This window comes from Erwinia wuhanensis (assembly GCF_030484085.1).
Taxonomy (GTDB): domain Bacteria; phylum Pseudomonadota; class Gammaproteobacteria; order Enterobacterales; family Enterobacteriaceae; genus Erwinia; species Erwinia aeris.
In genome coordinates this window covers 47,274-71,852 of the sequence record NZ_JAUJUH010000002.1, presented here as the reverse complement: position 1 = coordinate 71,852, position 24,579 = coordinate 47,274, and the positions used below count along the sequence as shown (strand labels likewise).

The window sequence follows — 24,579 nt, the reverse complement described above, 5'->3', positions numbered from 1 at the left end:
AGCCGCCGCAGAAAATAAAGGCGGGGCAGGCGGAGAGGGCAAAAAAAAACTCCGCCGGGGCGGAGTTTTGCCGATAAAGCTGAGGCTTACTGCAGCAGAGACAGCACGCCCTGTGGAACCTGGTTGGCTTTTGACAGCACGGAGGTACCAGCCTGCTGAAGGATCTGCGCCTTCGACATGTTAGAAACTTCAGTTGCGTAGTCAGCATCCTGGATACGTGACTGTGACGCGGTCAGGTTGGTCACAGAGGTGTTCAGGTTGTTGATGGTGGATTCAAAACGGTTCTGAATCGCACCCAGGCCGCTACGTGCGGTATCAACGTCTTTGATACGCGCGTCGAGGTCTGACAGGTTACCGCCGGTCACGCTGAAGGTTGCGCCCAGGCCAGAAGACTGGAAGCCTGCGCCTGACAGGTCGATATTGATGACGTTAGCGTCGGTTGCGTCGTTGGCGCCAACCTGGATTTTTACGCTGCCGGTGCTGTTGAAGATCGCCGTGCCGTTGAAGGTGGTAGCCGTACCGATACGGTTGATTTCAGACAGACGCGCGTCAACTTCTTTCTGGATTGAGTCGATGTCGTCGGCGCTGTTGGTGCCGTTTTTCGCCTGCACAGTCAGTTCACGGATACGCTGTAAGTTGGTGTTCATCTCGTTCAGAGAGCCTTCAGCCGTCTGAGTCAGAGAGATACCGTCGTTGGCGTTACGTGAAGCCTGAGTCAGACCTTTGATCTGCGAGTTCATGCGGTTAGCAATCGCTTCGCCTGCTGCGTCGTCTTTTGCGCTGTTGATACGCAGACCGGAAGAAAGACGCTCGATAGCGGTGCTCAGAGAAGCCTGTGATTTGTTCAGGTTGTTCTGAGTGGTCAGGGACATGATGTTAGTATTGATAACGGACATAATCGTTTCCTTAAAGTTTAACCAGGGTTCGGATACGGCGCCAGGATGCCCGTCACCGTCTGTATTATTTATCGTCACACCCTGAAAAAACTTTAAACAGTTTTAGCATAAAACCTGCACAAAACGGCTTATTCCTCCACATACGAACGATATCAATGGGTTACCCGGATGATTGGCTGAAGCATCGCTAATATTTCATCAACAGCACAAAATGAATTTACACATTTAAATGTTTAAATATAATGGCGGCTCTTATTACCTGAGCGAGTGGAATTATGAGCAAGCAAACCCTGTTTACGCCTTTGCAAATTGGCGATCTGACCTTACGTAACCGTATTGTGCTGCCGCCGCTGACGCGTTGCCGCAGCGACCAGCCGGGCAACGTGCCGGGCGAGATGATGGTGGACTACTACCGCCAGCGCGCCAGCGCCGGTTTTATGATCACGGAAGGCACGCAGATTGAACCGCGCGGGCAGGGCTACGCCTGGACGCCAGGTATCCACAGCGCGGAGCAGATTGCGGGCTGGAAAAAGGTCACCGCAGCCGTCCATCAGGAAGGCGGAACAATTTTTTGTCAGCTGTGGCATGTGGGACGCGTTTCACATAGCGAACTGCAACCGGGCAAGCAGCCGCCGGTGGCGCCGTCTGCCGTGCCTGCAACGGGCGTACGCGTCTTTATCGAAACCGGACCGGGCGAAGGCATCCTGACCGCGCCGGATGCGCCGCGCGAACTGACCACCGCCGAAGTCAAAGAGATTGTCGAGCTGTACCGCACGGCGGCGCAAAACGCGAAGGAAGCCGGGTTTGACGGCGTTGAGCTGCATTCAGCCAACGGCTACCTGATCAATCAGTTTATTTCCGAACACAGCAATTTCCGCACCGATGAATATGGCGGCTCGCTGGAAAACAGGCTGCGCTTCCTGAAAGAAGTTACCGAAGCGGTCAGTTCCGTGTTTGGCAGCCATCGCGTCGGGGTACGCTTTGCACCGCTGTTTACCAGTACGGATGAAGAGCGGGTTTACCTGGGCCTGGTGGAAAGCGATCCGCAGACTACCTACACCGTAGCGGCAGAGATGCTGAATACGCTTGAGATCGGTTATCTGTCAATCGCAGAAGCCGACTGGGATAACAGCCCCGATCTGCCGGAAACCTTCCGCATTGCGCTGCGTAAAGCCTGGCGCGGGCCAATTATCTATTCCGGCCGCTACACCCAGGAAAAGGCAGAACACGTGCTGCAACAGGGCTGGGGCGATCTGTTTGGCTTTGGCAGAACCTTTATCGCCAACCCGGATCTGCCGGAACGCTTTCGCCACGGCTATCCGCTGAACGCCGTGGATGCCGCTTCGCTATATGGCGGCACGCGTAAAGGGTATACTGACTATCCTTTTTACGGTTCCTGATTTTGTGAGGCTGGATGACCCCTGAAAACGCGATGAAGCTGCTGGCCAATCCGACACGCATGGCCGTGCTGGCCTGGCTGAAAAACCCTGATGAAGCCTTTGCCGGCTATAGCCAGCTGTATGACTTCGACCGTTACGGGGTGTGCGCCAGCCTGATTCAGGACAAGGCGGGCTTATCGCAGCCCGCCACCTCGCTCTGCCTGAAGGTGCTTCAGGAAGCGGGCCTGCTGGAGGCGAGCAAAGTCGGCAAGTGGACCTACTATCGCCGCTGCGAGCCGCGTATCCGCGAGCTTGCCGACACGATAGGTAATTTCCTGGGCGCGTTATAGTTTACGCGTCCGGTCTCGTCACGCGGCGGCGCAGCGTCCGCCATGAGTAAACCGCATTGAAAAGCACGATGGCGGCCGTCACGATAAACACCGCACGAAACCCCCAGTGAGCCGAAACCACCGCGCCCATCAGCGGCCCGGTAACGTTGCCAATATCGCGAAATGACTGGTTATAGCTAAAGATACGTCCGGCGACGCTATTGCTGACGTTATAGATCAGCAGCGTCTGTACCGCGGGCAGCAGCGCGCCGTCGGCCGCGCCCAGCAGAAAACGCAGGATCCCCAGTTGCAAAGGGGTCTGCACCAGCGACATCGGGATCAGTAGCAGCACGGAAACCACCAGCATGGCGATAAGAATACGCTCAGGCCCGATACGGTCGCCCAGTTTACCCAGCCGGGGCGCGCTGAGCAGCGCAGCGACGCCGGGCACCGAGGCAATCATTCCGCTGACAAACGCCAGATTCTGGATATCGCCAGCCAGATCCCGCACGTAGAGCGTCAGAATAGGCGCGATAGATCCGGTAGCAACCTGAATAATCAGCGTGGTGACAAACAGCGCCAGCACCAGCTTCGGCCGTTTTAAAGAGCTAAAAACGTCACGGGCGTGCAGCATATCTTTCTTCTGTACCGGCACGAAGGTTTCGCGGATAGCAAACAGCGTCATCAGGAAACAGAGAAACAGCACGGCGGCGGTAATAAAGAACACCGGGCGCAGGCCAAAGCTGTCGGCCAGCAATCCGCCAATCAGTGGGCCGATCAATGCGCCGCTAACCGCGCCCGTCGACAGCCAGCCCAGCGCCCAGCCGCTTCGCTTCCGCGGCACCTGAGTCGCTATCAGCGCGTTGGCATTGGGCACAAAACCGCCCAGCAGACCTAACAACGCCCGCAGCGCCAGAAACTGCCAGATGGAGGTGGCCATCCCCATCAGCACCATCACTATCGCCATGCCAAGCGCCGACCGCAACAGCATGATTTTGCGGCCTTTACGATCGGCCAGCCCGCCCCAGAATGGCGACGCGACAGCGGAAAACAAAAAGGTAATGCTGAATACCACCCCCGACCAAAGATTCAGCGACTGCGGATCGGTTACGCCAAGCTGCTCGACGTAAAGCGGCAGAAAGGGCATCACGAGGCTGAAGGCGACGCCGGTCAGAAAACAGCCGCACCAGGCGACAAAGAGGTTTTTTTGCCAGTTAATCGGGGAAGGGGAAGCATCGGTCACAGCCATAAGCGCAGCCTGGTCAGTTTGTTAGCAGACTAAGTATGCGCCTAAAGCGCACGACTTAATAGCACCCGCCGGGGAAAACGCGGGAGGATTGAGCCGTGGTTGAGAAACGGGCGGGGTCGGTTCCGCCCGGAGCATCAGTACAGAGAGGGTTCGCCTGCGGGGCGCGTTTTAAAGCGGCGGTGCAGCCACATATACTGCTCCGGCGCCATCAGCACGCCGTGCTCGACGACTTTATTCATTCGCGCGGCGGTAGCAGCTTCATCATCCAGCGGCATATTCTCTTCCGCCGGCAGGATCACCATCTCATAGCCTCTGCCGTGCGGTAAGCGACGCGGCACAAAAGGGATCACGGCGGGCTGGCCGCTGCGGATCAGCAGATAGCTGCCTTTGGTGGAAGCCGCTTTTTCCACGCCGAAAAAGGGCACGAACACGCTGCTTTTTGGGCCGTAGTCATGATCGGGCGCGTACCAGATAATATCGCCGTTTTTCAGCGCGCGGATCATGCCTTTCAGATCCTTGCGATCCAACATGCTTTTATTGGATCGCATTCTGCCCCATGTTTGCAGCCAGTCCAGCAGCGCGTTGTCGTTAGGACGATAAACGCCGATACCGGGATTATGGATGCCGAAGATGCGGGCGCCCAGTTCCAGGGTCAGAAAATGCATCCCGATCAGCAGCACGCCTTTGCCTTCCTGATGCGCTTTGTCGATATGCTCCAGACCGCTGACCTGAAACCATTTGCTGATGCGCCAGTCGGGCCAGAACCAGGCCATGCCGGTTTCGATTAAGCCCATGCCGACGGATTCGAAGTTGCGAACCACCATCGCCTCGCGCTCCGCTTCCGGCATTTCAGGGAAGCAAAGTTCCAGATTGCGTCGGGCTACCGCCACGCGGCGAGTGATAAAACGCATGGAAAGACGACCCAGGCCGCAACCGAGGCGATAGAGCACGGGATAGGGCAACAGCACCAGCACGTAGAGCAGACCAATACCCAACCAGGTAAACCAATAACGGGGATGCAACAAAGCGCGCGAAAACTGAGGCAGCTGAGTCATGAGTTTCCAGATCGTAAAAAAGGGGCACCATTATGCTGCCCGGGATTTATTATTTATGACCTATTGTGCCATTTTTTGACAGCGAACTGAAATAATGCGTTGAGATTCAGAAGGTTTAAACACCAGCGCGCGGGCGCGCGCTGGTTAACAGGGACTACGAATTAAACAGCCCTTTGACTTCATGGGGTTCGCAACGCCAGTATTGCTCTGGCGCGTCCACCTTCGCACCCAGCTCGGCGGCGGCATGCCACGGCCAGCGCGGGTTATAAAGCATACCGCGAGCCAGCGCGACCATATCCGCTTCGCCTTCCACCAGCACCGCTTCCGCCTGGCGCGGTTCGGTAATCAGCCCGACCGCAATCACCGGGATGGCGACTTCTTTTTTAATCGCCGCAGCGAAAGGCACCTGATAGTTCGGGCCGACGGTGATTTTCTGCTGCGGTGCCAGGCCGCCGCTGGACACGTGGATATAGGCACAGCCTTCCGCCTCCAGCGCTTTGCTCAGCGCGATGGACTGCGCCAGATCCCAGCCGCCGTCTACCCAGTCGGTAGCGGAAATACGCACGCCAACCGGCTTGTCTGCCGGGAATACGCGACGCACCTCGCGGAACACTTCCAGCGTCAGGCGCATACGATTTTCCAGCGAGCCGCCGTACTGGTCTTCGCGCTTGTTGGAAAGCGGAGACAGGAACTGATGCAGCAGATAGCCATGCGCGGCGTGAACTTCCACCAGATCCAGACCAAGGCGATCGGCACGAACAGCGCTGTCGACGAAGGCCTGTTTGATCTCTTCAATACGTTCGAGCGTGAGCGCAACCGGCGCGTTATCGTCATCGCTGAAAGGCACCGCAGAAGGCGCGGAGGTCTGCCAACCGCCCTGTTCCGGCTGCAGGAAACCGCCGCCGCGCCATGGCACATCGGTAGAGGCTTTGCGGCCGGCATGGGCCAGCTGGATACCAATCGGCATCGTGGAATAGCTGCGTACATCCTGCAGCACGCTGCCCAGCGCCTGTTCGGTTTCGTCATCCCACAGGCCTAAATCCTGCGGCGTAATGCGGCCGGCGGCTTCAATGGCCGCCGCTTCGACAATCAGCAGGCCGGCGCCGGAGAGCGCCAGATGACCCAGATGAATGCGGTGCCAGGCGGTGGCTTTGCCGTGCTCGGCGGAGTACTGGCACATCGGTGCGATGGCGATACGGTTCTTAAGCGTTAACTTGCCCAGCTCGATTGGGGTAAATAGCTGACTCATGCAATATCTCCGTAAAAAATTAAGTCGGAACAGGCTAACTATAGGCGGATTTTTTTGTGATGTTGGTCCGGATATGCTTTTCCGCCTGTTGCAAGGCTCTAACTTTCCTGAGACAAATTTTTTACGCTGCGTCCCGATTTTGGTTTGCTTCTGGCGCTATTCAGGTATGATATCGCCCGCAAAATTTCTCAAAAGTCGCAGGAACGTACACCATGCCAGTGTTACATAACCTTGTTTCTAATGAAGAGCTGAAAGCGCGGATGCTGGCCGAGACCGAGCCGCGTACCACAGTCTCTTTTTACAAGTATTTCACCATTACCGATCCCAAAGCGTTTCGTGACGCGCTCTATATCGCCTTAACCAAACTGAAAGTGTTTGGTCGCGTTTACGTCGCCGCAGAAGGGATCAACGCGCAAATCAGCGTGCCGGCCAGCAATTATGAAGCGATGAAGACGATGCTTTACGCTTTCGACCCGGCGCTGGACAACCTGCGAATGAATATCGCGCTCGACGATGACGGAAAATCGTTCTGGGTGCTGCGTCTGAAAGTGCGCGAGCGCATCGTTGCTGACGGCATCGCAGACGAAACCTTCGACGCCAGCGACGTCGGCGGCTACCTGAAAGCGGGCGAGGTCAACGCCATGCTGGACGATCCGGATGCGGTCTTTGTCGATATGCGCAACCACTACGAGTATGAAGTCGGGCACTTTGACAACGCGCTGGAAATCCCGGCGGATACCTTCCGCGACCAGCTGCCGATGGCCGTGGATATGCTGCAGGACAGCAAAGATAAAAAAATCGTGATGTACTGCACCGGCGGGATCCGCTGTGAAAAGGCGAGCGCCTGGATGCGGCACAACGGTTTTGAGAACGTCTATCACATTGAAGGCGGCATTATCGAATACGCGCGTCGCGCACGCGAGCAGGGGCTGCCGGTACGCTTCAAGGGCAAAAACTTTGTTTTTGATGAGCGCATGGGCGAACGTATTTCCGATGATGTCATTGCGCATTGCCATCAGTGCGGCACGGCCTGCGATACGCACGTTAACTGCAAAAACGACGGCTGCCATCTGCTGTTTATTCAGTGCGCCAGCTGTGCGGAAAAGTATCACGACTGCTGTAGCCCAATCTGTATGGAAGAGCTGGCGCTGGCGCCGGAAGAACAGCGGGCGCGTCGCGCCGGTCGGGAAAACGGCAATAAAATTTTCAACAAGTCGCGCGGCTTGCTGAATATGACGCTAAAAATCCCAACGCCCGATAACTGAGTGACCGTCAGACAGCATTCAGGGCCGGTTTTACCGGCCTTTTTTGCTCTTTCAGCCGGTAAGGCGGCAATTCCCCGTTTTCTCACTTTTTTGCTCCGCTAACATTGCGCTAACGTTTTGTCGTCTACATATAGTTACAACATACTGAAAGCCCGTAAAGAATGTCAATCTGAGCAGCCAGTAGCGCATCAGCACGGCTTTTTCAGGCAGGGCGTCCTGCTGCCTTCCGGCTCCCCAACGCGATACGCACAGTATTAAAATGGCTATTACAGCGATTTCTGTCACAAACTTGATAAAAAGAAGACTGTCGTATAGAGTAAATTCCCGTAAAGAAACGTTTTTAAGCGCCGTACTTTTAATCTTCGCTGCTTTATAGCTTTCATTCCCTTCTTTCTCTACAGGCTCCACCGGCAACGAAAGCTATGATGCTGCCAGTCATTCTCATTAAGGGGACTGCATGAGCACGCACTCAGAAAACAGACATAAAAAGCACTTCTGGCAGAAAAAACAGAAAGAACTCACCGTAGACGATATCACCATCGTGGATAACGACATGCTGAAGCGTGCCGTCGGCGCAGCCGCGCTCGGTAACGCGATGGAATGGTTCGACTTCGGCGTCTACAGCTATCTGGCCGTGACTATTGGTAAGGTCTTCTTCCCCGGCGGCAGTTCGGCGGCCCAGCTGCTTGCCGCCTTTGGTGCCTTTGCGGCAGCCTTTGTGGTGCGTCCTATCGGCGGGCTGGTGTTCGGGCCGCTGGGCGATAAAGTTGGACGGCAGAAAGTGCTGGCCGTCACCATGATTATGATGGCTATCGGTACCTTCTGTATCGGCCTGATCCCCAGCTATGACAGCATCGGTATTCTTGCGCCAATTCTGCTGCTGGTCGCTCGCCTGGTGCAGGGCTTCTCCACCGGCGGTGAATATGGCGGCGCGGCGACTTTTATCGCCGAATACTCTACCGATAACCGTCGCGGCTTTATGGGTAGCTTCCTGGAGTTCGGCACGTTAGGCGGCTATCTGCTCGGCGCAGGGCTGGTCACCGGCCTGACGGCGGCGATGCCGGAGGCGACGCTACTGGACTGGGGCTGGCGTATTCCGTTCTTTATCGCCGCGCCGCTGGGGCTGTTTGGTCTTTATGTCCGTCTGAAGCTGGAAGAAACTCCGGCGTTCCAGAAGCATATGGAAAAGCAGGACGCGCTGGAACACAGCAAGCCGCGTCTGACGCTGCTGCAAATGCTGAGCAAATATCGCGCCCAGATGCTGAAATGTATTGGCCTGGTGCTGCTGTTTAACGTCTCCAACTACATGCTGACCTCCTATATGCCAAGCTACCTGACCGGTATCCTCGGCCTGAGCGAGATGAGCAGCCTGCTGCTGATCCTGGTGGTGATGTTTGTGATGATGCCGCTGACGCTGTTTTCCGGGCACTGGAACGATCGCCTGGGCCGTCGTCCGGTTATTTTAAGCGGCGCTATCGGCCTGATTGTGCTGGCTATCCCAAGCCTGATGCTGATTGGTTCCGGTAATATGTGGCTGGTGTTCGCCGGGCTGATCATCCTTGGCGTGCTGCACACCTGCTTTAGCGGCTCGATGCCGGCCACGCTGCCTGCGCTGTTTGCCACGGATATTCGCTATAGCGCGCTGGCGATCGGCTTTAACCTGTCCGTTTCGCTGTTTGGCGGCACCACGCCGCTGATCACTACCTGGCTGGTGGAAACGACGCATAACCTGATGATGCCGGCTTACTATCTGATGGGCGCTGGCGCAATCGGCGTGATCACCGTCTTTACCATGCGTGAAACGGCACGTAAGCCGCTGACCGGTTCAGCGCCTGCGGTTGGCAGCGAAGCGGAAGCGCACAAGCTGGTGAAAAAACTCCGTCTGCGTCAGCAAAAGAAAGATGCGGCGGCGTCGGTTAAATAATATTTCTCGCCGTTATCAGATGACGGCTGGAAATAATTAGCGTTATGGAAAGGCGGCATTTAACGATGCCGCCTTTTTTATTTATAAGCGGGAAAGTGAGAAGGGCGTTAAATCAAATTCTGCGGTTTTTCCCTGAGCAAATTGCGCGGCGATTTCACCCAATACCGTGGCGAATTTAAATCCGTGTCCGCTTAGCCCGCTAATAATCAACCTGTCTGCTCCCAGCGTATCGATAATAAAATCTTCGTCCGCCGTATTATCGTAGGTACAGGCTTCACCACGCAGGCAAACGCCTACGCCGGGTAAAAACTGCCGTAAAAATCCGAAGAGTTCGCTGCCGTCTTCAGCAACGGCGCCAAAAGGCTTACGTTGTTCCGGCGCGCTAATCGGCTGACCGCCGTTGTGCTTGCCGATTTTGATCGCGTTGTTTTCAGCAGGAAATCCATAAAAATGGGTGCCGTCCGGCATTTCCACGGCAAACGCGGGAAACTTATTATTTTCACTGTAGCGGCCGTCCGCCTGATGCCAGGCAAAGACTTTTCTGACAGGGGTGACGGGCAGTTCCGGCAGCAGCGTTTTGATCCAGGTTCCGGCGCTCAGCAGCAGCTTTTTGCCCCGGAAGGCGCCTTCCGGGGTCTGGACGACTTGCAGGCCGTCACGCTCCTCCAGCCCGGTGACCGCGCAGTTAAACAGCTGCGCGCAGCCCGCTTCTTTGCACAGGCGGATCAGGTGACGAATAGCCAGTTCGGATTTCAGATAGCCGGACTGCGGCTCGTAAATCCCCGTATAGTTTTCAGGGACGGCCAGCTGCGGCCAGCGCCGCACGGCATCTTCACCGCTGAAGATCTCCACCGGCAGGCTATAGGTTTCAGCGCTCTGCCGCACGTTGCGGATAAATTCGGAACGATCAGGCGCAAGATTCAGCACGCCGCTGCGCTGCATAATTCGCTCGCCGCACTGCTGCTCCAGCTCGTCCCACAGCTGCTGAGCGCGCAATACCATCGGCACGTAGCGGGCGCCTTCGCCGTAAGCGTGGCGAATTAAACGCGTGTCTCCATGATGGCTGCCTTCGCGATGGGGCGGATGCGCCCGATCGATCATCAGGACATTCAGTCCCGCCTGGGTGGCGTACCAGCCGGCCGCTGCACCTACCGAGCCGCTGCCCACCACAATTAAGTCATAAACCATCAGTACCTGGCTCCATCGGTTATACAGGCAGGCAGAATAGCAAAATGCGGCTGGAATGAAAAAAAATGCGGCAGAAATGAAAAAGGCACCCATTTGGGTGCCTTCAGGTCAACGCGGACGAAATTAGTGCTTTTTGTAGTCGCGATCCTGATATTCAGTAGCTTCTATCTTCGCTATGCCAGCTTCGAGAATGGAGATAAATTGTCTGGCAACATCGGTGGTCAGCCAGTAGGTCTGGCCCACTTCAGCTTCATCGTCTGGCTGTTCATTTGATGAAAGTGAATGCAGACGGATCATCATAGCATCGTAGCTGTCTACGGTACTGATATCCCACCCAACGAGGGGATGTGTCTGGATAACCTCTTTGTTTCTGTCCATTATAACCCCCTTATTACTCGTGTTAACAATGACAACGAAGTGATTTATCGAGGTTCAATGCGGCTTTTTTTCATAGAACAGGAAAATTATAACAGAAATTCCAATGTTCGCAGAATGAAATGTCGATCTGAGCCGATTGCCTTTAATTGTTACGGGATTGCGTACGCAGAAACTAAGAGCGGGTGCTCCCGATATAATAAATATCGGCAGCGAAATAACAATACTTGAGTAAATATTATTCACCCGGCTCGTTTGGCTAACTCATCGGCCAGCGCGGCGAAGTGCTGCCGCTTATTTTCATCATAATCTGAACGGGTCGCTTCCAGACGAAGCTTGTCGACCAGCCGCAGCGCGGCCTGTTCATCCAGGCACAAAGAGAGAGAGGAGAAAGCAACTTCCAGCACGCTCAGGCGGCGCTGTTGATCGGCGATCAGCGCCAGCAGCTCGCCAAACGTCATCGCTTCTTCAGGATTTTCAACATTCATGGCAGACCTCTTAGCCAGCGGCAGCAACGCATATTTGGTCACTCTACTATAGCCAGATTCCGTCAGGAGCAAAGAGGGGAGAAAAGAAAAAAGCCGGACGGCGAAGCCCGGCAAAAAACGGAAAGACCACGGGACGTCGATCAGTCGGTGATAAACCAGTCGTCGGCGCTTTCCCAGGTTTCCTGCAGGATATCGGTAATCTGGTCTTTTGCCTCTTTACCGCCGCCCATCACCGTCAGATTATTGGCTGCGGCGTAGCGTACCGAAACGCTGTGGGCGGATTCAGGAAATTGTTTGTCGATTCGCTTGCTCAGCTCGGCGCTCAGCGCATCGATGGCGCCAGCGGGCAGCGAGGTGGTTCTTGCTACAGTGACTTCAATACGCATAAAAGCCTCCGATGAATTCACTGTGAATATATACAGTAAGATCGGCGGAAGCAATCATTTTGTCTGAATTACAGCTCGACGCGCCAGTTCAGCGTTTCGCCAGCCAGGAACGGCACCAGCGTGTCTTCGCCCAGCGTGACGCTCTCCGGCACCGTCCACGGCTGACGCACCAGCTTCAGCGTGCCTTCATTCAGCGGCAGGCCGTAGAAGCGCGGGCCGTTCTCGGAACAGAACGCGGCGAAATGCGCCAGCGCGCCCAGCTCTTCAAACACGGTGGCGTAGGCGGGCAGGGAAGAAGGGGCATTAAAGACGCCTGCACAGCCGCAGCTGGCCTCCTTACGATGACGCAGGTGCGGCGCGGTGTCCGTTCCCAAAAAGAAGCGTTCGTGGCCGCTGGCGACCACTTTGCGCAGTGCTTCCTGATGCACGTTGCGCTTCAGGATGGGCAGACAGTAAAGATGCGGACGCACGCCGCCCACCAGCATATGGTTACGGTTGAACATCAGGTGCTGCGGGGTGATGGTAGCACCAAGCAGATGATTGCCTTCCTGCACGTACTCAGCGGCTTCTTTGGTGGTGATATGCTCAAAAACCACTTTCAGCGCCGGATAGCGTTTGCGCAACGGCTCCATCACGGTTTCGATAAAGCGTGCCTCGCGATCGAAAATATCGATGTGCGCATCGGTCACTTCGCCGTGGATCAACAGCGGCATGCCGATTTTCTGCATCCGCTCCAGCACGGTGGCGATGGCATCGATATTGGTCACGCCGTGGCTGGAATTGGTGGTCGCATGGGCGGGATAAAGTTTGGCAGCGGTAAACACGCCTTCGCTAAAGCCTTTCTCGACCTCGTCCGCAGCCAGCGAATCGGTCAGATAACAGGTCATCAGCGGCGTAAAACGGTGGCCTTCCGGCACGGCGGCCAGGATGCGATCGCGATAGGCCACGGCGGCGGCTACGCTAACAATCGGCGGCACCAGATTAGGCATAACGATTGCCCGACCGTTGACCTCGCTGGTGAAGGGCAGCACGGTTTTCAGCATCTCATCGTCTCGCAGATGGATATGCCAGTCGTCAGGGCGGCGGATAATAAGTTGCTGAGGGTGTGCAGTCATGAACAGGCTCCGGCAGAAGTGAAATCGTATGGCGCGATTTGGCCGGGTATCAAGGATAAAGGGAAAGCCAAACGTTTGCACCTGCTTTGTGAGGGCGGCAGCGAAATGGGTCAGGGTTTCCCATAGCGTTTGCACCTGCTTTATAAAGGCGGCGGAGAAATAAATCAGGGTTTCCCGCAGCAATTGGGAAACCCTGAGGTGTTAATCAGTAAATGGGATCACCAGCTCGCCAGGCTTCACTACCAGACCTTTAGCGAAACGCTTCGCCATCGACTCCGCCTTGCTGCGATCGGTGCTGAGCAGGTAAGCCGGCTTCTGATTGAAATACTCTTTCAGCGACTGATTCAGGTAGGGCGTCAGCGTATTCAGCACGCCCTGCATTTTCGCGGGCTGCGCCTGGACGTCGGTCAGCTGCATATCTTTCAGGAAGATTGCCCCCTTTTCCTTATCGAAAACAGGCTGCGCCTTCATGGTCAGCAGCATTTCCGCGTGCTGTGGGCCGAACAGCGAGCTGATGTCCACGGTAGCTTTACCGGTCAGCGTGGCTTTGTCCGCCTCTTCGCGCCCGATTTTGCTGTTGAGATCGGTCAGGACAATATGGGCATCGACCAGCCCGGCCACGCCAATCTGCTTTTCATAATTATTATGCTTTTGCAGCGCCTGGTTTACTTCCTGCTCGCTGACGGAATATTGAGTCAGCTTGTTGCAGCCTGCCAGGCTCAGCGCCAGCATCAGGGCCATCGCGCCCCGCATAAGATTGTTCATAGTGCTCCTCGTCACGTTATGACGTCAGTTACCCCTTCTGACGCGCAGCGATAGCTTGCCCGACAAATGACAAAGAGTCACCCGGCTGGTGGGAAAAGTTGTGACGAAATAAGGCGGGGCCGTGAAAACGGCCCCGGAAGATCAGGCAGCCACGGAAGAAAGCAGATTGATCTGCGTCTGTTTCGCCATATTGTCGCGATAGTCAGCCACGCGGCTGGGATAGTCGACGCCCGCGACCAGGGTCAGGGAACGCAGCACCGGGAAAAGGTGGATATCATCCAGCGACAGCTCGCCGTTCACCGCGTTGGGCTTCACAATCAGCTTGTCGAGCTTGCGCAGATCGTCATTGATATTTTTAATAAAGCCTGCGGAATGCTGCCTCAGCTCGTCAAAGCTGCCGACGCTGGCTTCTTTTTTCTCCGTGAAGTAGCGGCGCGCTTCGGGCGTGGCGAACTCGGCAAAGGATGCCGTGGCGATGCGAGGCAGCAGCAGCTTGTTCAGATAGCTGTTAACGTGACGCAGCCAGTCGCTGATCGCGGGATTAGGACGGCCCGTCAGCAGCGGCTCGCCGTCGCTTTTATCAACAAAGGCGACGATATCCAGGCTTTCCGGCATGCAGCTGCCGTCTTCTTTCATCAGGATCGGCGCCATTTTTTGTCCGATCAGCTTCTTCGGCGTTTCTTCATCGTCATTCAGCATCACCACCAGTTCGACCGGCAGGTTTTTCAGGCCAAAGATCATGCGTGCCTTTACGCAGAACGGACAGTGTTCGTAAATAAACAGTTTCAAAAGTGCCTCCTTACAGCGATAAAGGTAACGGCAAATACCATTAACCTTCTTAATGTATGCAGGGAGTATGGAAGAGAACGGCTGACAGGGCAAACCGGTGCGCCAGCTATCGTGCGTTTCAGCCGTTTCCGCCATTCACAACGGGAATATTTCCCGGCATTATTTTACCCGACTGCAATCAGGCGGTTATAGTAAAAAGACGTGCCGTCGACGCAACGCGGCGCTTTTATTTATGATCGGCTGAATTCAGGAGAGAAGATGTTTGGCTATCGTTCCGCAGCCCCTAAAGTGCGCCTGACTACCGACAGGCTGGTCGTGCGCCTGGTACACGAGAGAGACGCCTGGCGTCTGGCGGATTACTATGCGGAAAACCGGGCATTTCTTAAGCCCTGGGAGCCGATTCGGGATGAAAGCCACTGCTATCCTTCCGGCTGGCAGGCGCGGCTGGGGCTGATCACCGATATGCATAAGCAGGGCAACGCCTACTATTTTGCGGTGATGGATCCGGACGAAAACGAAGTGCGCGGCGTGGCCAACTTCAGTAACGTGGTGCGCGGCTCGTTTCACGCCTGCTATCTGGGCTATTCGCTGGGGCAGAAATGGCAGGGACAGGGCATGATGTTCGAGGCGCTCCAGTCGGCTATTCGTTATATGCAGCGCCAGCAACATATGCACAGAATTATGGCGAACTACATGCCGCATAATCAGCGCAGCGGCAACTTACTGGCCCGGCTCGGCTTTGAAAAAGAGGGCTATGCCAAAGACTATCTGCTGATAGACGGACGCTGGCAGGATCACGTGCTGACCGCGCTGACCGCCAGAGAATGGACACCCGAACGACGTGGACCTCTTTGATGAAAATTCTTCTTTCGCCCGTTGAGGCGCGCATTATTGGCTGCCTGCTGGAAAAGCAGGTGACGACGCCCGATCAGTATCCCATGTCGTTGAACGGCGTGGTCACGGCCTGTAACCAGAAATCGAACCGCGAACCCGTGATGACGCTGGCTGAAACCGGCGTGCAGGATGCGCTGGACATGCTGGCGAAAAAGCATTTGGTTACCTCGTTTAGCGGATCCGGCCAGAGAGTGGTGAAATATGAGCACCGCTTCTGCAACAGCGAGTTCGGCCAGCTCAAATTTTCTGCCGCAGAGCTGGCGCTGGTGGCTACTTTGCTGCTGCGCGGCCCGCAAACGCCGGGCGAACTGCGCACGCGCAGCGCCCGGCTGCATGAATTTGCCGATATGGCTGAGCTTGAGCGGACGCTGGAAAATCTTGCCGCGCGCGAGGACGGCCCCTTTGTCGTCCGGCTGGCGCGTGAGCCAGGCAAGCGGGAAAGCCGCTATATGCATCTGTTCAGCGGCGAGGTGGATGAGGCCGCGTTGCCCGCCTCTTCAGACGCACCAGAAAGCGGCGATTTGACAGAAAGAGTGGCGGAACTCGAGCGCCAGATGGCGGAAATGCAGCGGCAGCTGGCTCAATTGCTGAAAGGATCCTGATATGACGTTGCGTATAGGTATGGTGGGGCTGGGCAATATTGCGCAGAAAGCCTGGCTTCCGGTGCTGGCTGACGCGCAGGGCTGGCGGCTGGCGGGCGCGTTTTCCCCTAATCAGCAGAAGGCCCGCCCGATTTGCGACAGCTGGCGTATTCCTCTTTATGCCACGCTGGAGGGATTGATTAACGACTGTGACGCGATCTTTGTGCATACCTCAACCGCCACGCACTTCAGCATCGTTAAACAGCTGCTGCTGGCGGGCAAGGATGTCTGCGTCGATAAACCGCTGGCGGCAACGCTTGCCGAAGCCGAACAGCTGGTGGCGCTGGCGCAGCAGCGTGGCCGCAAGCTGATGGTGGCGTTCAACCGCCGCTTTGCGCCTCGCTATCTGCAGCTAAAAGCGCTGGGCGGTCTGGCCTCGCTGCGCATGGACAAACACCGCAGCGACAGCGTCGGCCCGCGCGATCTCTTTTTTACGCTGCTGGACGATTATCTGCACGTCGTGGATACCGCGCTGTGGCTCGGTGGCGGCGGGGCGACACTGCAAAGCGGTACGCTGCTGACCAATGACGACGGCGAAATGCTCTATGCCGAGCACCATTTTCAGGTCGACAAGCTGCAAATCACCACCAGTATGCACCGTCGGGCGGGCACCCAGCGCGAATCGGTGATGGCGATAGCGGACGGCAGCGTCTGGCAGGTTGACGATATGCGGGAGCTACGGCAGGAAACGGCCGGTCGCCTCGTTATCGATCCCGTTCCAGGCTGGCAGAGCACGCTGGAGCAGCGTGGGTTTGCTGGCGCGGCGCGCCATTTTATCGACTGCGCGCAAAATCAGACTATGCCGCAAACCTCCGGCGAGCAGGCGCTGGCGGCGCAGCGCGTCATTGAAAAGCTCTGGCGCGACAGCGACAGGGAATAATGCTGTAACAATAGGATGTGGTTATTTCACGGCATATCAGTAGACTATGCCAGCTTTCGCGCCGTCTGAAGCGGCCGGATGATAACCGTGGCGCGCCACCTCCTTTAAAAGAATCGAAGATCATGAACCTGTTGAAATCCCTGGCAGCGGTCAGCTCGATGACCCTGTTTTCTCGCGTGCTGGGCTTTGCGCGCGATGCCATCGTGGCAAGAGTGTTCGGCGCGGGAATGGCAACCGACGCCTTCTTTGTCGCCTTTAAACTGCCGAACCTGCTGCGCCGCATCTTTGCCGAAGGCGCCTTTTCTCAGGCCTTTGTGCCGATCCTTGCGGAGTACAAAAGCAAGCAGGGCGAGGAGGCGACGCGGGTGTTTATCGCCTACGTCTCGGGGCTGTTAACGCTGGCGCTGGCGATTATTACCGTGGCCGGGATGTTTGCCGCGCCCTGGGTGATTTTAGTGACCGCGCCCGGCTTTGCCGATACGGCCGACAAGTTTGCGCTGACTTCAGCGCTGCTGCGCGTCACCTTTCCCTATATCATGCTGATTTCGCTGGCCTCACTGACGGGCGCGATCCTGAATACCTGGAACCGCTTTTCCGTGCCGGCCTTTGCGCCGACGCTGCTGAACATCAGCATGATCGGCTTTGCGCTGTTCGCGGCCCCGCATTTCCACCCGCCGGTGATGGCGCTGGCCTGGGCCGTGGTGGTCGGCGGCGTCTTACAGCTGGGCTATCAGCTGCCGCATTTAAAGAAAATTGGCATGCTGGTGCTGCCGCGCCTTAACCTGAAGGATGCGGGCGTCTGGCGGGTGATGCGCCAGATGGGGCCAGCGATCCTGGGCGTGTCCGTCAGCCAGATTTCCTTGATTATCAACACTATTTTCGCTTCATTTCTGGTTTCCGGTTCCGTTTCCTGGATGTACTACGCCGACCGCCTGATGGAGTTTCCTTCCGGGGTGCTGGGCGTGGCGCTGGGCACCATTTTGCTGCCCTCGCTGGCCAAAAGCTTCGCCAGCAATAATCACGATGAATATAACCGTCTGATGGACTGGGGACTGCGCCTCTGCTTCGTGCTGGCGCTGCCAAGCGCGGTTGCACTGGGGATCCTCGCTAAGCCGCTGACCGTCGCGCTGTTTCAGTATGGGAAATTCTCCGCGTTTGACGCGGCCATGACCCAGCGCGCGCTGGTCGCCTATTCGGTCGGACTGATGGGGCTGATCGTGGTGAAAATCCTGGCGCCGGGCTTTTATTCGCGGCAGGACATCAAAACGCCGGTCAAAATCGCCATCGTGACGCTGATTATGACGCAGGTAATGAACCTGGCCTTTATCGGCCCGCTGAAACATGCCGGTTTGTCGCTGTCGATTGGTCTGGCGGCCTGTCTGAACGCCGCGCTGCTTTACTGGCAGCTGCGCAAACAGAAAATATTTCTGCCACAGCCTGGCTGGTTCAGCTTTTTGCTGCGTTTGGTTATCGCGGTTATCGCTATGGCGGCCGCGCTGGCAGGGATGATGTGGGTCATGCCGGAATGGGCGCAGGGCAATATGCTGATGCGTTTGCTGCGTCTGGCGGCGGTCTGCGCCGTTGGCGGCGGCGTCTACTTTGCGGTGCTGGCGCTGCTGGGATTCCGCGTTAAGGATTTCGCCCGCACTACGGCCATATAAAGCAAAACCCCGTTGCAAAACGGGGTTTTTAGCTTCTGCACTCACTAAAACGCAAAACCCGGCGCAGGCCGGGGTAGTGACGGCGCTTTATACCTTACGGCTGATAAAGCCGCTTGAAGTTGCCTGGCCGTTCGGGCCATAAAACTTCTGGGTCTGATAGGGCTTTAATACCTCAATCGCCTTTTCCGTAAAGGTGATTTGATGGTTAAGCAACATCCCGTTATGCAAATTAGTATCGCGCAGTTTTACCGTCTGCTCCTGTAGCGCAGCCCAGCGACGAGCCATTTCCGGCTGACCGCTGTAGGGCGCGTGGAAGCCCGCTTCTTTCTCCGCATCGCGGCGCAGCTGCTCAAGGAAATTGAGCGTGGCCAGCAGCGAACTTTTATCTTCCGTAATACGTTGCAGCAGGCTGCTGTTGATCTGACCGCTCGAGAGCTGTTGTTGCTCTGCCGCCATTACGTCAGACAGACTTTTCAGGACTTCCAGCATTTTATCGAGCGCGTTCAACAGTTTAGTCATTTACCTGATTAACCTTTTAAAGAGTCTTTGGCTTGCTGGATCAGGGCGTCGGCGATTTTGCCGGTGTCCATTTTCAGTTCGCCGTTACGGATGGCGGTCTTCAGCTGCTCAACGCGCGCGGTATTAATATCCTGCGAGCTGGATTTGGTCAGCTGTGACTGTGCGCCGCTCAGTACCACCTGGGTACCTGATTCGGTTGTTTTTGTCTCTACCTTCTGCGCCTTCGGCGTAGCCATTTCAGGAAGATCGCGAGGCTGCACGGTACTGGCCGGCTTCATAGGTTGAGTTCTGTCAATGCTCATAATCTGGCTCCAGTTTGCTCAGGCAAATAGCGGCCTGAATTGCTCAAGTGTATTACGTCTGTTATTTACACTATCGGCAGAGATGAAGCCATCTTTAACGCTTTACAACGATATAAGAATATTCCCATCGGAGCCGACTTTCCCGCTCACAATCTGCCCTGAATTCATGCGTACTCTGACCGGCTGCGCCGCCGTGGCGTTGTTCATGGCGCGGCCCTCGCTGGCGACGTTAAAACCGTCTCCGCTGGCGATAACATTGACGTTGTCGCCGGCCTTCACGCGCCACGGCTGGCGCACCATCATCATCGTCAGCGGCTGGCCGGGCACGATGTCCCGCAGCGCGACAGCGTCGGCCACGTCGGCCATATTGATCACCGCACGCGCCGGCAGCGTATCCAGACGGCCATGCACCACTTTTAAATCGTCCGCGGTCAGCGCGGTACCGCGCACGACCTGGCGAGCCGCCACCAGATAATCGCCTTCAACCTGCACCTGTACCTGTAGATAGCGCCGGTTCTGGCCACAGTTGGCGGCCACGCTCATGTTGCCCCACATCCGGCTATTGCCCGGTAAGGAAAATTGCGGTGCATCACAGGCGGGCCACTGCCCCTGCGGCGTTTTCACTACCACGCTCAGGGTATCGGCACCCTGGCCGGTTTCCCCATAGCGGGCTTTAAAAAATTGATTGAGCTGGGCCGTCAGGTCGGCGGCGCTGGCGCTAACCGTTGCCAGACTCAGACTCATCAGGAAGAGAGTCAACACACGCATATTTTTCATCCTCGCTGCAACATGGCGACGATTCTACGCACGGGGCCGCAAAGTCAAGGCGCAAATTAACGACGCTTTTTAGCGCTATTCTGCCGATCGGATTAATCCTAACCCGCTTATTCTCTCCCCACTGAATTTTCAATTGCGGAGGAAACATGCTCGACAAACTCGACGCAGCCCTACGGTTTAACACTGAAGCACTTAACCTGCGTGCACAGCGGCAGGAAATCCTGGCATCCAATATCGCTAACGCGGACACGCCAGGCTATCAGGCGCGCGATATCGATTTCGCCAGCCAGCTGAGCAAAGTGATGGAGCAGGGGCGAGCGCAGGGAACGGGCATGTCGCTGGCGGTCACCTCGTCACGCCATATTGCTGCGCAGTCTTCTGCACCGGCATCAATGGATCTGATGTACCGCGTGCCGTCCCAGCCCTCGCTGGATGGCAACACGGTGGATATGGACCGCGAACGTACCGAATTTGCCGATAACAGCCTGAAGTATCAAACGGATCTGACTCTTATCAGCGGCCAGATCAAAGGCATGATGTCCGTATTACAGGGGCAATAATAAATGGCTTTACTGAACATTTTTAATATCGCCGGATCGGCAATGGCTGCCCAGTCGCAGCGTCTGAACGTCAGCGCCAGTAACCTGGCCAACGCCGACAGCGTAACCGGGCCGGACGGTCAGCCTTACGTGGCGAAGCAGGTGGTTTTCCAGACCGATGCGGCGCCAGGCGCAGCGACCGGCGGCGTACGCGTCGCGCAGGTAGTGGACGATCCTACGCCAGCGAAGCTGGTTTACGAACCGGGCAACCCAATGGCCGACGCGAAAGGTTACGTCAAGATGCCAAACGTGGACGTGGTCGGGGAAACGGTTAACACCATGTCGGCGTCGCGCAGTTACCAGGCCAACGTTGAAGTGCTGAACACCGTTAAACAAATGATGATGAAAACCCTGACGATGGGTCAATAAGGAACAGACAGATGGGCATTACCGTTGGCGTTAATGAGTCACTTGACAACACAGCTATTACTTCTTCGTCGTCGACTACCGATAAAACGGCAGCCGACCTGCAAAGTAACTTCCTGACCCTGCTGGTCACGCAGTTAAAAAACCAGGATCCGACGAACCCAATGGATAACGGCCAGCTGACTACACAGCTGGCACAGATCAATACCCTGAGCGGCATTGAAAAACTGAACACCACGCTGGGATCGATTTCCGGCCAGATCAACAGCGGACAGTCTTTGCAGGCTTCCACCCTGATCGGCAAAGGCGTGATGGTTAACGGCTCGCAGGTGCTGGTCGGCAGCGGTCAGACCACGCCGTTTGGCGTTAGCCTGGAACAGGCTTCAACGGCGACCACCGCCACCATTACCGATCCTTCTGGCAAGGTAGTGCAAACCATTAACCTGGGTGCGCTCAGCGCCGGCGTCCACACCTTCTCCTGGGATGGTTCGTCAGCAGACGGCACCACCGCAGGCGACGGCAAATATAACGTGGCCATCAGCGCCAGCAACGCTACCGGACAGCTGGTCGCGCAGCCGCTGAATTATGCATTAGTCAATGGGGTTACTAACGACACCAGCGGTGCCGTTCTCGACCTCGGCACGATGGGTAAGACCACCATCGCGAATGTTCGTCAGATTATTTAACTTAACCCCGATTCAGGAATACACACATGGCATTTTCTCAGGCAGTCAGCGGTTTAAACGCAGCATCCAGCAACCTGGACGTTATCGGCAACAACATCGCCAACTCCGCAACGGTGGGTTTTAAATCCGCTACCGTTTCCTTCGCTGATATGTTCGCCGATTCTAAAGTCGGTCTGGGCGTAAAAGTAGCTGCGGTAACCCAGGACTTTAACGACGGTACGACCACTTCTACCAGCCGTGGCCTGGACGTGGCAATCAGCCAGGCCGGCTTTTTCCGTATGGCTGACGCCAGCGGCGCGGTTTACTACAGCCGTAACGGCCAGTTCACGCTGGACGCTAACCGTAACATCGTTAACGCCAACGGCCTGCAGCTGACCGGCTATCCGGCAACCGGCACGCCGCCAACCGTGCAGACCGGCGCTAACCCGGTTGCGCTGAGCGTACCAACCACGGCGATGGCGGCGAAATCCACCAGCGCAGCGGCACTGGTAGCTAACCTGAACTCAACCGACAGCGTGCCGACGACCACGCCGCTGGATATTAACAATACCAGCTCTTACAACAGCAAAGCGTCAATGACCACCTATGACTCGCTGGGTAACGAGCACAACCTGAACCTGTACTTCACCAAAACGGCTGACAACGCCTGGACGGTGAACGTGAAGGACGGCAGCTCGGCGAACCCAACCGCTGACGTGGGCACGTTCAACATGACTTTTGATACCAGCGGCCAGATGACATCCACCGCGACGCAGGCGATTACGCTGGCGGGCCTGAACGGTTCTGCTGCCACTAACTTCACGCTGAACATGGCGGGCAGCCAGCAGCAGAACACCGGCACCAGCACCTTCGGCAACCCAACGCAGGATGGTTACAAGCCGGGCGAACTGACCAGCTACCAGATCAACAACGACGGCACGGTAGTAGGTAACTACTCCAACGAGAAAACCCAGACCCTGGGTCAGATCGCCCTGGCTAACTTTGCTAACCCGGAAGGCCTGAAGTCTGAAGGCAACAACGTGTGGTCAGCAACGGCTTCTTCTGGTCAGGCGCTGGTTGGCCTGGCGGGCACAGGTAACCTGGGTACGCTGACCGCAGGCGCGCTGGAGTCTTCCAACGTCGACCTGAGTAAAGAACTGGTCAACATGATTGTGGCACAGCGTAACTATCAGTCTAACGCCCAGACCATTAAAACACAGGACCAGATCCTCAACACCCTGGTCAACCTGCGTTAATTCGGCTAACAGGATCGTCTTATGGATCACGCGATATATACCGCAATGGGGGCTGCCAGTCAGACCCTCCAACAGCAGGCAGTCACGGCGAACAACCTGGCCAACGCCTCCACGCCTGGCTTCCGTGCGCAGCTGAACGCGCTGCGCGCCGTGCCGGTGCAGGGCGAGTCGCTGCCGACCCGTACGCTGGTGACGGCTTCGACGCCGGGCTCAGATATGACCCCGGGCGCGATGGACTACACGGGACGTTCGCTGGACGTCGCCGTTCGTCAGGATGGCTGGCTGGCCGTGCAGGCTCAGGATGGCGCTGAGGCCTACACCCGCAACGGCAACATGGAGCTGAACCCGGCCGGACAGCTCACCATCCAGGGCAAACTGGTGATGGGCGACGGCGGACCGATTGCCGTACCGCAAGGCTCGGAAATCACCATTGCCGCTGACGGTACGATTACCGCGCTGAACCCTGGCGATCCGCCGAACGCCACTGTCCAGCTGGGACGTCTGAAGCTGGTGAAAGCCACCAGCTCGGAAGTCACTCGCGGCGACGACGGCCTGTTCCGTCCGACCGGCGCAGCGCAAACCCTGCAGGCCGATGCGACCATTCAGGTGATGCCTGGCGTGCTGGAGGGCAGCAACGTCAGCTCCAGCCAGACCATGGTCGATATGATCGCCAACGCACGCCGCTTTGAGATGCAAATGAAAGTCATCTCCAGCGTCGATGAAAACGAACAACGCGCTAACCAGCTGCTGTCAATGAGCTAAGAGCAGAGGAACTAACATGATTAACTCTTTATGGATTGCCAAAACCGGTCTTGATGCTCAGCAGACCAATATGGACGTTATCTCGAACAACCTGGCGAACGTCAGCACCAACGGCTTTAAACGCCAGCGTGCCGTGTTTGAAGATCTGATGTATCAGACCATTCGTCAGCCTGGCGCGCAGTCTTCTGAACAGACTTCTCTGCCTTCCGGGATGCAGCTGGGTACCGGTACTCGTCCGGTAGCGACCGAGCGTCTGCACACTCAGGGCAACCTGAACAAAACCGACTCATCGAAAGATGTGGCGATCAGCGGGCAGGGTTATTTCCAGGTACAGATGCCGGACGGCACGCTGGCCTATACCCGTGACGGCTCTTTCCAGACTGACCAGAACGGCCAGCTGGTGACCAACGCCGGTTTCCCGGTGCAGCCGGCGATCACTATCCCGGCCAACGCCCTGAACATGACTATCGGCCGTGACGGCGTGGTCAGCGTGACGGTGCAGGGTCAGACCCAGCCTACGCAGGTCGGCCAGCTGACGCTGAGCACCTTTATTAACGATGCTGGCCTGGAAAGCAAAGGTGAAAACCTGTACCAGGAAACGCAGTCATCGGGCGCACCGACCGACAGCACGCCGGGCAACAACGGCGCGGGCCTGCTCTATCAGGGCTACGTTGAAACCTCCAACGTAAACGTTGCCGAGGAGCTGGTCAGCATGATCCAGACTCAGCGCGCCTATGAGATCAACAGTAAGGCAATCAGCACGTCCGATCAGATGCTGGCCAAACTGACTCAGCTGTAAGTAAGA

The 24,579-nt window shown here is 56.6% G+C and carries 28 protein-coding genes; 14 read left to right on the top strand and 14 right to left on the bottom strand.

The window, feature by feature from the left end:
• Positions 1–86: 86 nt before the first annotated feature.
• The gene (locus tag QZH36_RS04745; RefSeq protein ID WP_301289521.1) at positions 87–896 is read right to left on the bottom strand and encodes a flagellin N-terminal helical domain-containing protein; all 810 of its coding nucleotides are present in this window, start codon (positions 894–896) and stop codon (positions 87–89) included.
• Between the two features lie 275 nt (positions 897–1,171).
• Here QZH36_RS04745 and QZH36_RS04740 point away from each other — a divergent pair, with 275 nt between their 5' ends.
• Positions 1,172–2,296 (top strand): alkene reductase, encoded by a 1,125-nt coding sequence (locus QZH36_RS04740; RefSeq protein ID WP_253454624.1) that lies wholly within the window; start codon positions 1,172–1,174, stop codon positions 2,294–2,296.
• Positions 2,297–2,310: 14 nt separating this feature from the next.
• Positions 2,311–2,625, top strand: a complete 315-nt coding sequence (locus tag QZH36_RS04735; RefSeq protein WP_253454623.1) for an ArsR/SmtB family transcription factor — start codon at positions 2,311–2,313, stop codon at positions 2,623–2,625.
• Position 2,626: 1 nt separating this feature from the next.
• Here the strand turns inward: QZH36_RS04735 and mdtG are convergent, their stop codons facing one another.
• From mdtG to QZH36_RS04720, 3 genes are all read right to left on the bottom strand, one after another.
• The gene (mdtG, locus tag QZH36_RS04730; protein ID WP_253454622.1) at positions 2,627–3,853 is read right to left on the bottom strand and encodes a multidrug efflux MFS transporter MdtG; all 1,227 of its coding nucleotides are present in this window, start codon (positions 3,851–3,853) and stop codon (positions 2,627–2,629) included.
• A gap of 134 nt (positions 3,854–3,987) precedes the next feature.
• Positions 3,988–4,908, bottom strand: coding sequence for a Kdo(2)-lipid IV(A) acyltransferase (locus QZH36_RS04725; RefSeq protein ID WP_301252704.1), 921 nt, complete (start codon positions 4,906–4,908; stop codon positions 3,988–3,990).
• A 154-nt stretch (positions 4,909–5,062) separates the two neighbouring features.
• Positions 5,063–6,157 (bottom strand): NADH:flavin oxidoreductase/NADH oxidase, encoded by a 1,095-nt coding sequence (locus QZH36_RS04720; RefSeq protein ID WP_253454620.1) that lies wholly within the window; start codon positions 6,155–6,157, stop codon positions 5,063–5,065.
• 212 nt (positions 6,158–6,369) lie between these two features.
• Here QZH36_RS04720 and trhO point away from each other — a divergent pair, with 212 nt between their 5' ends.
• Together trhO and proP are read left to right on the top strand one after the other, a co-directional pair.
• Positions 6,370–7,422: an oxygen-dependent tRNA uridine(34) hydroxylase TrhO gene (gene trhO / locus QZH36_RS04715; RefSeq protein ID WP_253454619.1), complete on the top strand. Its 1,053-nt coding sequence runs from the start codon at positions 6,370–6,372 to the stop codon at positions 7,420–7,422.
• Positions 7,423–7,879: 457 nt separating this feature from the next.
• Positions 7,880–9,346 carry a glycine betaine/L-proline transporter ProP gene (proP, locus tag QZH36_RS04710; protein WP_253454617.1) on the top strand — a complete coding sequence of 489 codons (1,467 nt, stop codon included), beginning with the start codon at positions 7,880–7,882 and terminating at the stop codon, positions 9,344–9,346.
• A gap of 81 nt (positions 9,347–9,427) precedes the next feature.
• Here proP and solA read toward each other — a convergent pair whose 3' ends face one another.
• The 7 genes from solA to grxB form a co-directional block, all read right to left on the bottom strand.
• Complete coding sequence (gene solA, locus QZH36_RS04705) at positions 9,428–10,534, bottom strand: N-methyl-L-tryptophan oxidase (protein WP_253454616.1); 1,107 nt, start codon at positions 10,532–10,534, stop codon at positions 9,428–9,430.
• Between the two features lie 123 nt (positions 10,535–10,657).
• The gene (gene bssS / locus QZH36_RS04700; RefSeq protein ID WP_125290802.1) at positions 10,658–10,912 is read right to left on the bottom strand and encodes a biofilm formation regulator BssS; all 255 of its coding nucleotides are present in this window, start codon (positions 10,910–10,912) and stop codon (positions 10,658–10,660) included.
• A 239-nt stretch (positions 10,913–11,151) separates the two neighbouring features.
• Positions 11,152–11,397 (bottom strand): hypothetical protein, encoded by a 246-nt coding sequence (locus QZH36_RS04695; RefSeq protein WP_253454615.1) that lies wholly within the window; start codon positions 11,395–11,397, stop codon positions 11,152–11,154.
• A gap of 140 nt (positions 11,398–11,537) precedes the next feature.
• Positions 11,538–11,783, bottom strand: a complete 246-nt coding sequence (dinI, locus tag QZH36_RS04690; protein ID WP_125290800.1) for a DNA damage-inducible protein I — start codon at positions 11,781–11,783, stop codon at positions 11,538–11,540.
• A gap of 68 nt (positions 11,784–11,851) precedes the next feature.
• A complete protein-coding gene (pyrC, locus tag QZH36_RS04685) occupies positions 11,852–12,898 on the bottom strand; it encodes a dihydroorotase (protein ID WP_301729740.1) in 1,047 nt (348 codons plus the stop codon).
• Positions 12,899–13,099: 201 nt separating this feature from the next.
• The gene (locus QZH36_RS04680; protein WP_301729739.1) at positions 13,100–13,663 is read right to left on the bottom strand and encodes a lipoprotein; all 564 of its coding nucleotides are present in this window, start codon (positions 13,661–13,663) and stop codon (positions 13,100–13,102) included.
• 141 nt (positions 13,664–13,804) lie between these two features.
• Positions 13,805–14,452, bottom strand: coding sequence for a glutaredoxin 2 (grxB, locus tag QZH36_RS04675; RefSeq protein WP_253454612.1), 648 nt, complete (start codon positions 14,450–14,452; stop codon positions 13,805–13,807).
• Between the two features lie 258 nt (positions 14,453–14,710).
• On the opposite strand from grxB, the gene rimJ reads away from it, so the two are divergent.
• The 4 genes from rimJ to murJ all read left to right on the top strand — a co-directional run bounded on the left by rimJ (position 14,711) and on the right by murJ (position 18,528).
• The gene (rimJ, locus tag QZH36_RS04670) at positions 14,711–15,307 is read left to right on the top strand and encodes a ribosomal protein S5-alanine N-acetyltransferase (RefSeq protein WP_125290796.1); all 597 of its coding nucleotides are present in this window, start codon (positions 14,711–14,713) and stop codon (positions 15,305–15,307) included.
• Positions 15,307–15,948, top strand: a complete 642-nt coding sequence (locus tag QZH36_RS04665) for a DUF480 domain-containing protein (RefSeq protein WP_253454611.1) — start codon at positions 15,307–15,309, stop codon at positions 15,946–15,948. Before rimJ ends, QZH36_RS04665 begins: the two co-directional genes overlap by 1 nt.
• A 1-nt stretch (position 15,949) precedes the next feature.
• Positions 15,950–16,867 carry a Gfo/Idh/MocA family protein gene (locus tag QZH36_RS04660; RefSeq protein WP_301729738.1) on the top strand — a complete coding sequence of 306 codons (918 nt, stop codon included), beginning with the start codon at positions 15,950–15,952 and terminating at the stop codon, positions 16,865–16,867.
• Between the two features lie 122 nt (positions 16,868–16,989).
• Complete coding sequence (gene murJ / locus QZH36_RS04655; RefSeq protein WP_253454609.1) at positions 16,990–18,528, top strand: murein biosynthesis integral membrane protein MurJ; 1,539 nt, start codon at positions 16,990–16,992, stop codon at positions 18,526–18,528.
• Between the two features lie 87 nt (positions 18,529–18,615).
• On the opposite strand, the gene flgN is transcribed toward murJ, so the two are convergent.
• The 3 genes from flgN to flgA all read right to left on the bottom strand — a co-directional run bounded on the left by flgN (position 18,616) and on the right by flgA (position 20,117).
• Positions 18,616–19,047 carry a flagellar export chaperone FlgN gene (gene flgN / locus QZH36_RS04650; protein WP_125290792.1) on the bottom strand — a complete coding sequence of 144 codons (432 nt, stop codon included), beginning with the start codon at positions 19,045–19,047 and terminating at the stop codon, positions 18,616–18,618.
• Positions 19,048–19,055: 8 nt separating this feature from the next.
• Positions 19,056–19,349: a flagellar biosynthesis anti-sigma factor FlgM gene (gene flgM, locus QZH36_RS04645; protein WP_125290791.1), complete on the bottom strand. Its 294-nt coding sequence runs from the start codon at positions 19,347–19,349 to the stop codon at positions 19,056–19,058.
• A 102-nt stretch (positions 19,350–19,451) separates the two neighbouring features.
• On the bottom strand, positions 19,452–20,117 hold the full coding sequence (gene flgA, locus QZH36_RS04640) for a flagellar basal body P-ring formation chaperone FlgA (RefSeq protein WP_253454608.1): 666 nt from the start codon (positions 20,115–20,117) through the stop codon (positions 19,452–19,454).
• Positions 20,118–20,272: 155 nt separating this feature from the next.
• Between flgA and flgB the strand changes: the two genes are divergently transcribed.
• Genes flgB through flgG form a run of 6 tightly spaced genes read left to right on the top strand, consistent with a single transcriptional unit; the run spans position 20,273 to position 24,573 of the window.
• Entirely contained in the window at positions 20,273–20,686 is a 414-nt protein-coding gene (flgB, locus tag QZH36_RS04635) for a flagellar basal body rod protein FlgB (RefSeq protein WP_125290789.1), read from the top strand.
• A gap of 3 nt (positions 20,687–20,689) precedes the next feature.
• Positions 20,690–21,094, top strand: a complete 405-nt coding sequence (gene flgC / locus QZH36_RS04630; protein ID WP_253454607.1) for a flagellar basal body rod protein FlgC — start codon at positions 20,690–20,692, stop codon at positions 21,092–21,094.
• An 11-nt stretch (positions 21,095–21,105) separates the two neighbouring features.
• A complete protein-coding gene (flgD, locus tag QZH36_RS04625; protein ID WP_253454606.1) occupies positions 21,106–21,777 on the top strand; it encodes a flagellar hook assembly protein FlgD in 672 nt (223 codons plus the stop codon).
• A gap of 26 nt (positions 21,778–21,803) precedes the next feature.
• The gene (gene flgE, locus QZH36_RS04620) at positions 21,804–23,012 is read left to right on the top strand and encodes a flagellar hook protein FlgE (RefSeq protein WP_253454605.1); all 1,209 of its coding nucleotides are present in this window, start codon (positions 21,804–21,806) and stop codon (positions 23,010–23,012) included.
• A gap of 21 nt (positions 23,013–23,033) precedes the next feature.
• Positions 23,034–23,774 (top strand): flagellar basal-body rod protein FlgF, encoded by a 741-nt coding sequence (locus tag QZH36_RS04615; protein WP_253454604.1) that lies wholly within the window; start codon positions 23,034–23,036, stop codon positions 23,772–23,774.
• Positions 23,775–23,790: 16 nt separating this feature from the next.
• Positions 23,791–24,573, top strand: a complete 783-nt coding sequence (gene flgG, locus QZH36_RS04610; protein WP_125290784.1) for a flagellar basal-body rod protein FlgG — start codon at positions 23,791–23,793, stop codon at positions 24,571–24,573.
• Positions 24,574–24,579 lie beyond the last annotated feature (6 nt).

Bases quoted from the DNA above. Each gene is read 5' to 3' on its own strand.
- QZH36_RS04745 (WP_301289521.1), bottom strand. From the start codon at position 896: ATGTCCGTTATCAATACTAACATCATGTCCCTGACCACTCAGAACAAC.
- QZH36_RS04740 (WP_253454624.1), top strand. From the start codon at position 1,172: ATGAGCAAGCAAACCCTGTTTACGCCTTTGCAAATTGGCGATCTGACC.
- QZH36_RS04735 (WP_253454623.1), top strand. From the start codon at position 2,311: ATGACCCCTGAAAACGCGATGAAGCTGCTGGCCAATCCGACACGCATG.
- mdtG (WP_253454622.1), bottom strand. From the start codon at position 3,853: ATGGCTGTGACCGATGCTTCCCCTTCCCCGATTAACTGGCAAAAAAAC.
- QZH36_RS04725 (WP_301252704.1), bottom strand. From the start codon at position 4,908: ATGACTCAGCTGCCTCAGTTTTCGCGCGCTTTGTTGCATCCCCGTTAT.
- QZH36_RS04720 (WP_253454620.1), bottom strand. From the start codon at position 6,157: ATGAGTCAGCTATTTACCCCAATCGAGCTGGGCAAGTTAACGCTTAAG.
- trhO (WP_253454619.1), top strand. From the start codon at position 6,370: ATGCCAGTGTTACATAACCTTGTTTCTAATGAAGAGCTGAAAGCGCGG.
- proP (WP_253454617.1), top strand. From the start codon at position 7,880: ATGAGCACGCACTCAGAAAACAGACATAAAAAGCACTTCTGGCAGAAA.
- solA (WP_253454616.1), bottom strand. From the start codon at position 10,534: ATGGTTTATGACTTAATTGTGGTGGGCAGCGGCTCGGTAGGTGCAGCG.
- bssS (WP_125290802.1), bottom strand. From the start codon at position 10,912: ATGGACAGAAACAAAGAGGTTATCCAGACACATCCCCTCGTTGGGTGG.
- QZH36_RS04695 (WP_253454615.1), bottom strand. From the start codon at position 11,397: ATGAATGTTGAAAATCCTGAAGAAGCGATGACGTTTGGCGAGCTGCTG.
- dinI (WP_125290800.1), bottom strand. From the start codon at position 11,783: ATGCGTATTGAAGTCACTGTAGCAAGAACCACCTCGCTGCCCGCTGGC.
- pyrC (WP_301729740.1), bottom strand. From the start codon at position 12,898: ATGACTGCACACCCTCAGCAACTTATTATCCGCCGCCCTGACGACTGG.
- QZH36_RS04680 (WP_301729739.1), bottom strand. From the start codon at position 13,663: ATGAACAATCTTATGCGGGGCGCGATGGCCCTGATGCTGGCGCTGAGC.
- rimJ (WP_125290796.1), top strand. From the start codon at position 14,711: ATGTTTGGCTATCGTTCCGCAGCCCCTAAAGTGCGCCTGACTACCGAC.
- QZH36_RS04665 (WP_253454611.1), top strand. From the start codon at position 15,307: ATGAAAATTCTTCTTTCGCCCGTTGAGGCGCGCATTATTGGCTGCCTG.
- QZH36_RS04660 (WP_301729738.1), top strand. From the start codon at position 15,950: ATGACGTTGCGTATAGGTATGGTGGGGCTGGGCAATATTGCGCAGAAA.
- murJ (WP_253454609.1), top strand. From the start codon at position 16,990: ATGAACCTGTTGAAATCCCTGGCAGCGGTCAGCTCGATGACCCTGTTT.
- flgN (WP_125290792.1), bottom strand. From the start codon at position 19,047: ATGACTAAACTGTTGAACGCGCTCGATAAAATGCTGGAAGTCCTGAAA.
- flgM (WP_125290791.1), bottom strand. From the start codon at position 19,349: ATGAGCATTGACAGAACTCAACCTATGAAGCCGGCCAGTACCGTGCAG.
- flgA (WP_253454608.1), bottom strand. From the start codon at position 20,117: ATGCGTGTGTTGACTCTCTTCCTGATGAGTCTGAGTCTGGCAACGGTT.
- flgB (WP_125290789.1), top strand. From the start codon at position 20,273: ATGCTCGACAAACTCGACGCAGCCCTACGGTTTAACACTGAAGCACTT.
- flgC (WP_253454607.1), top strand. From the start codon at position 20,690: ATGGCTTTACTGAACATTTTTAATATCGCCGGATCGGCAATGGCTGCC.
- flgD (WP_253454606.1), top strand. From the start codon at position 21,106: ATGGGCATTACCGTTGGCGTTAATGAGTCACTTGACAACACAGCTATT.
- flgE (WP_253454605.1), top strand. From the start codon at position 21,804: ATGGCATTTTCTCAGGCAGTCAGCGGTTTAAACGCAGCATCCAGCAAC.
- QZH36_RS04615 (WP_253454604.1), top strand. From the start codon at position 23,034: ATGGATCACGCGATATATACCGCAATGGGGGCTGCCAGTCAGACCCTC.
- flgG (WP_125290784.1), top strand. From the start codon at position 23,791: ATGATTAACTCTTTATGGATTGCCAAAACCGGTCTTGATGCTCAGCAG.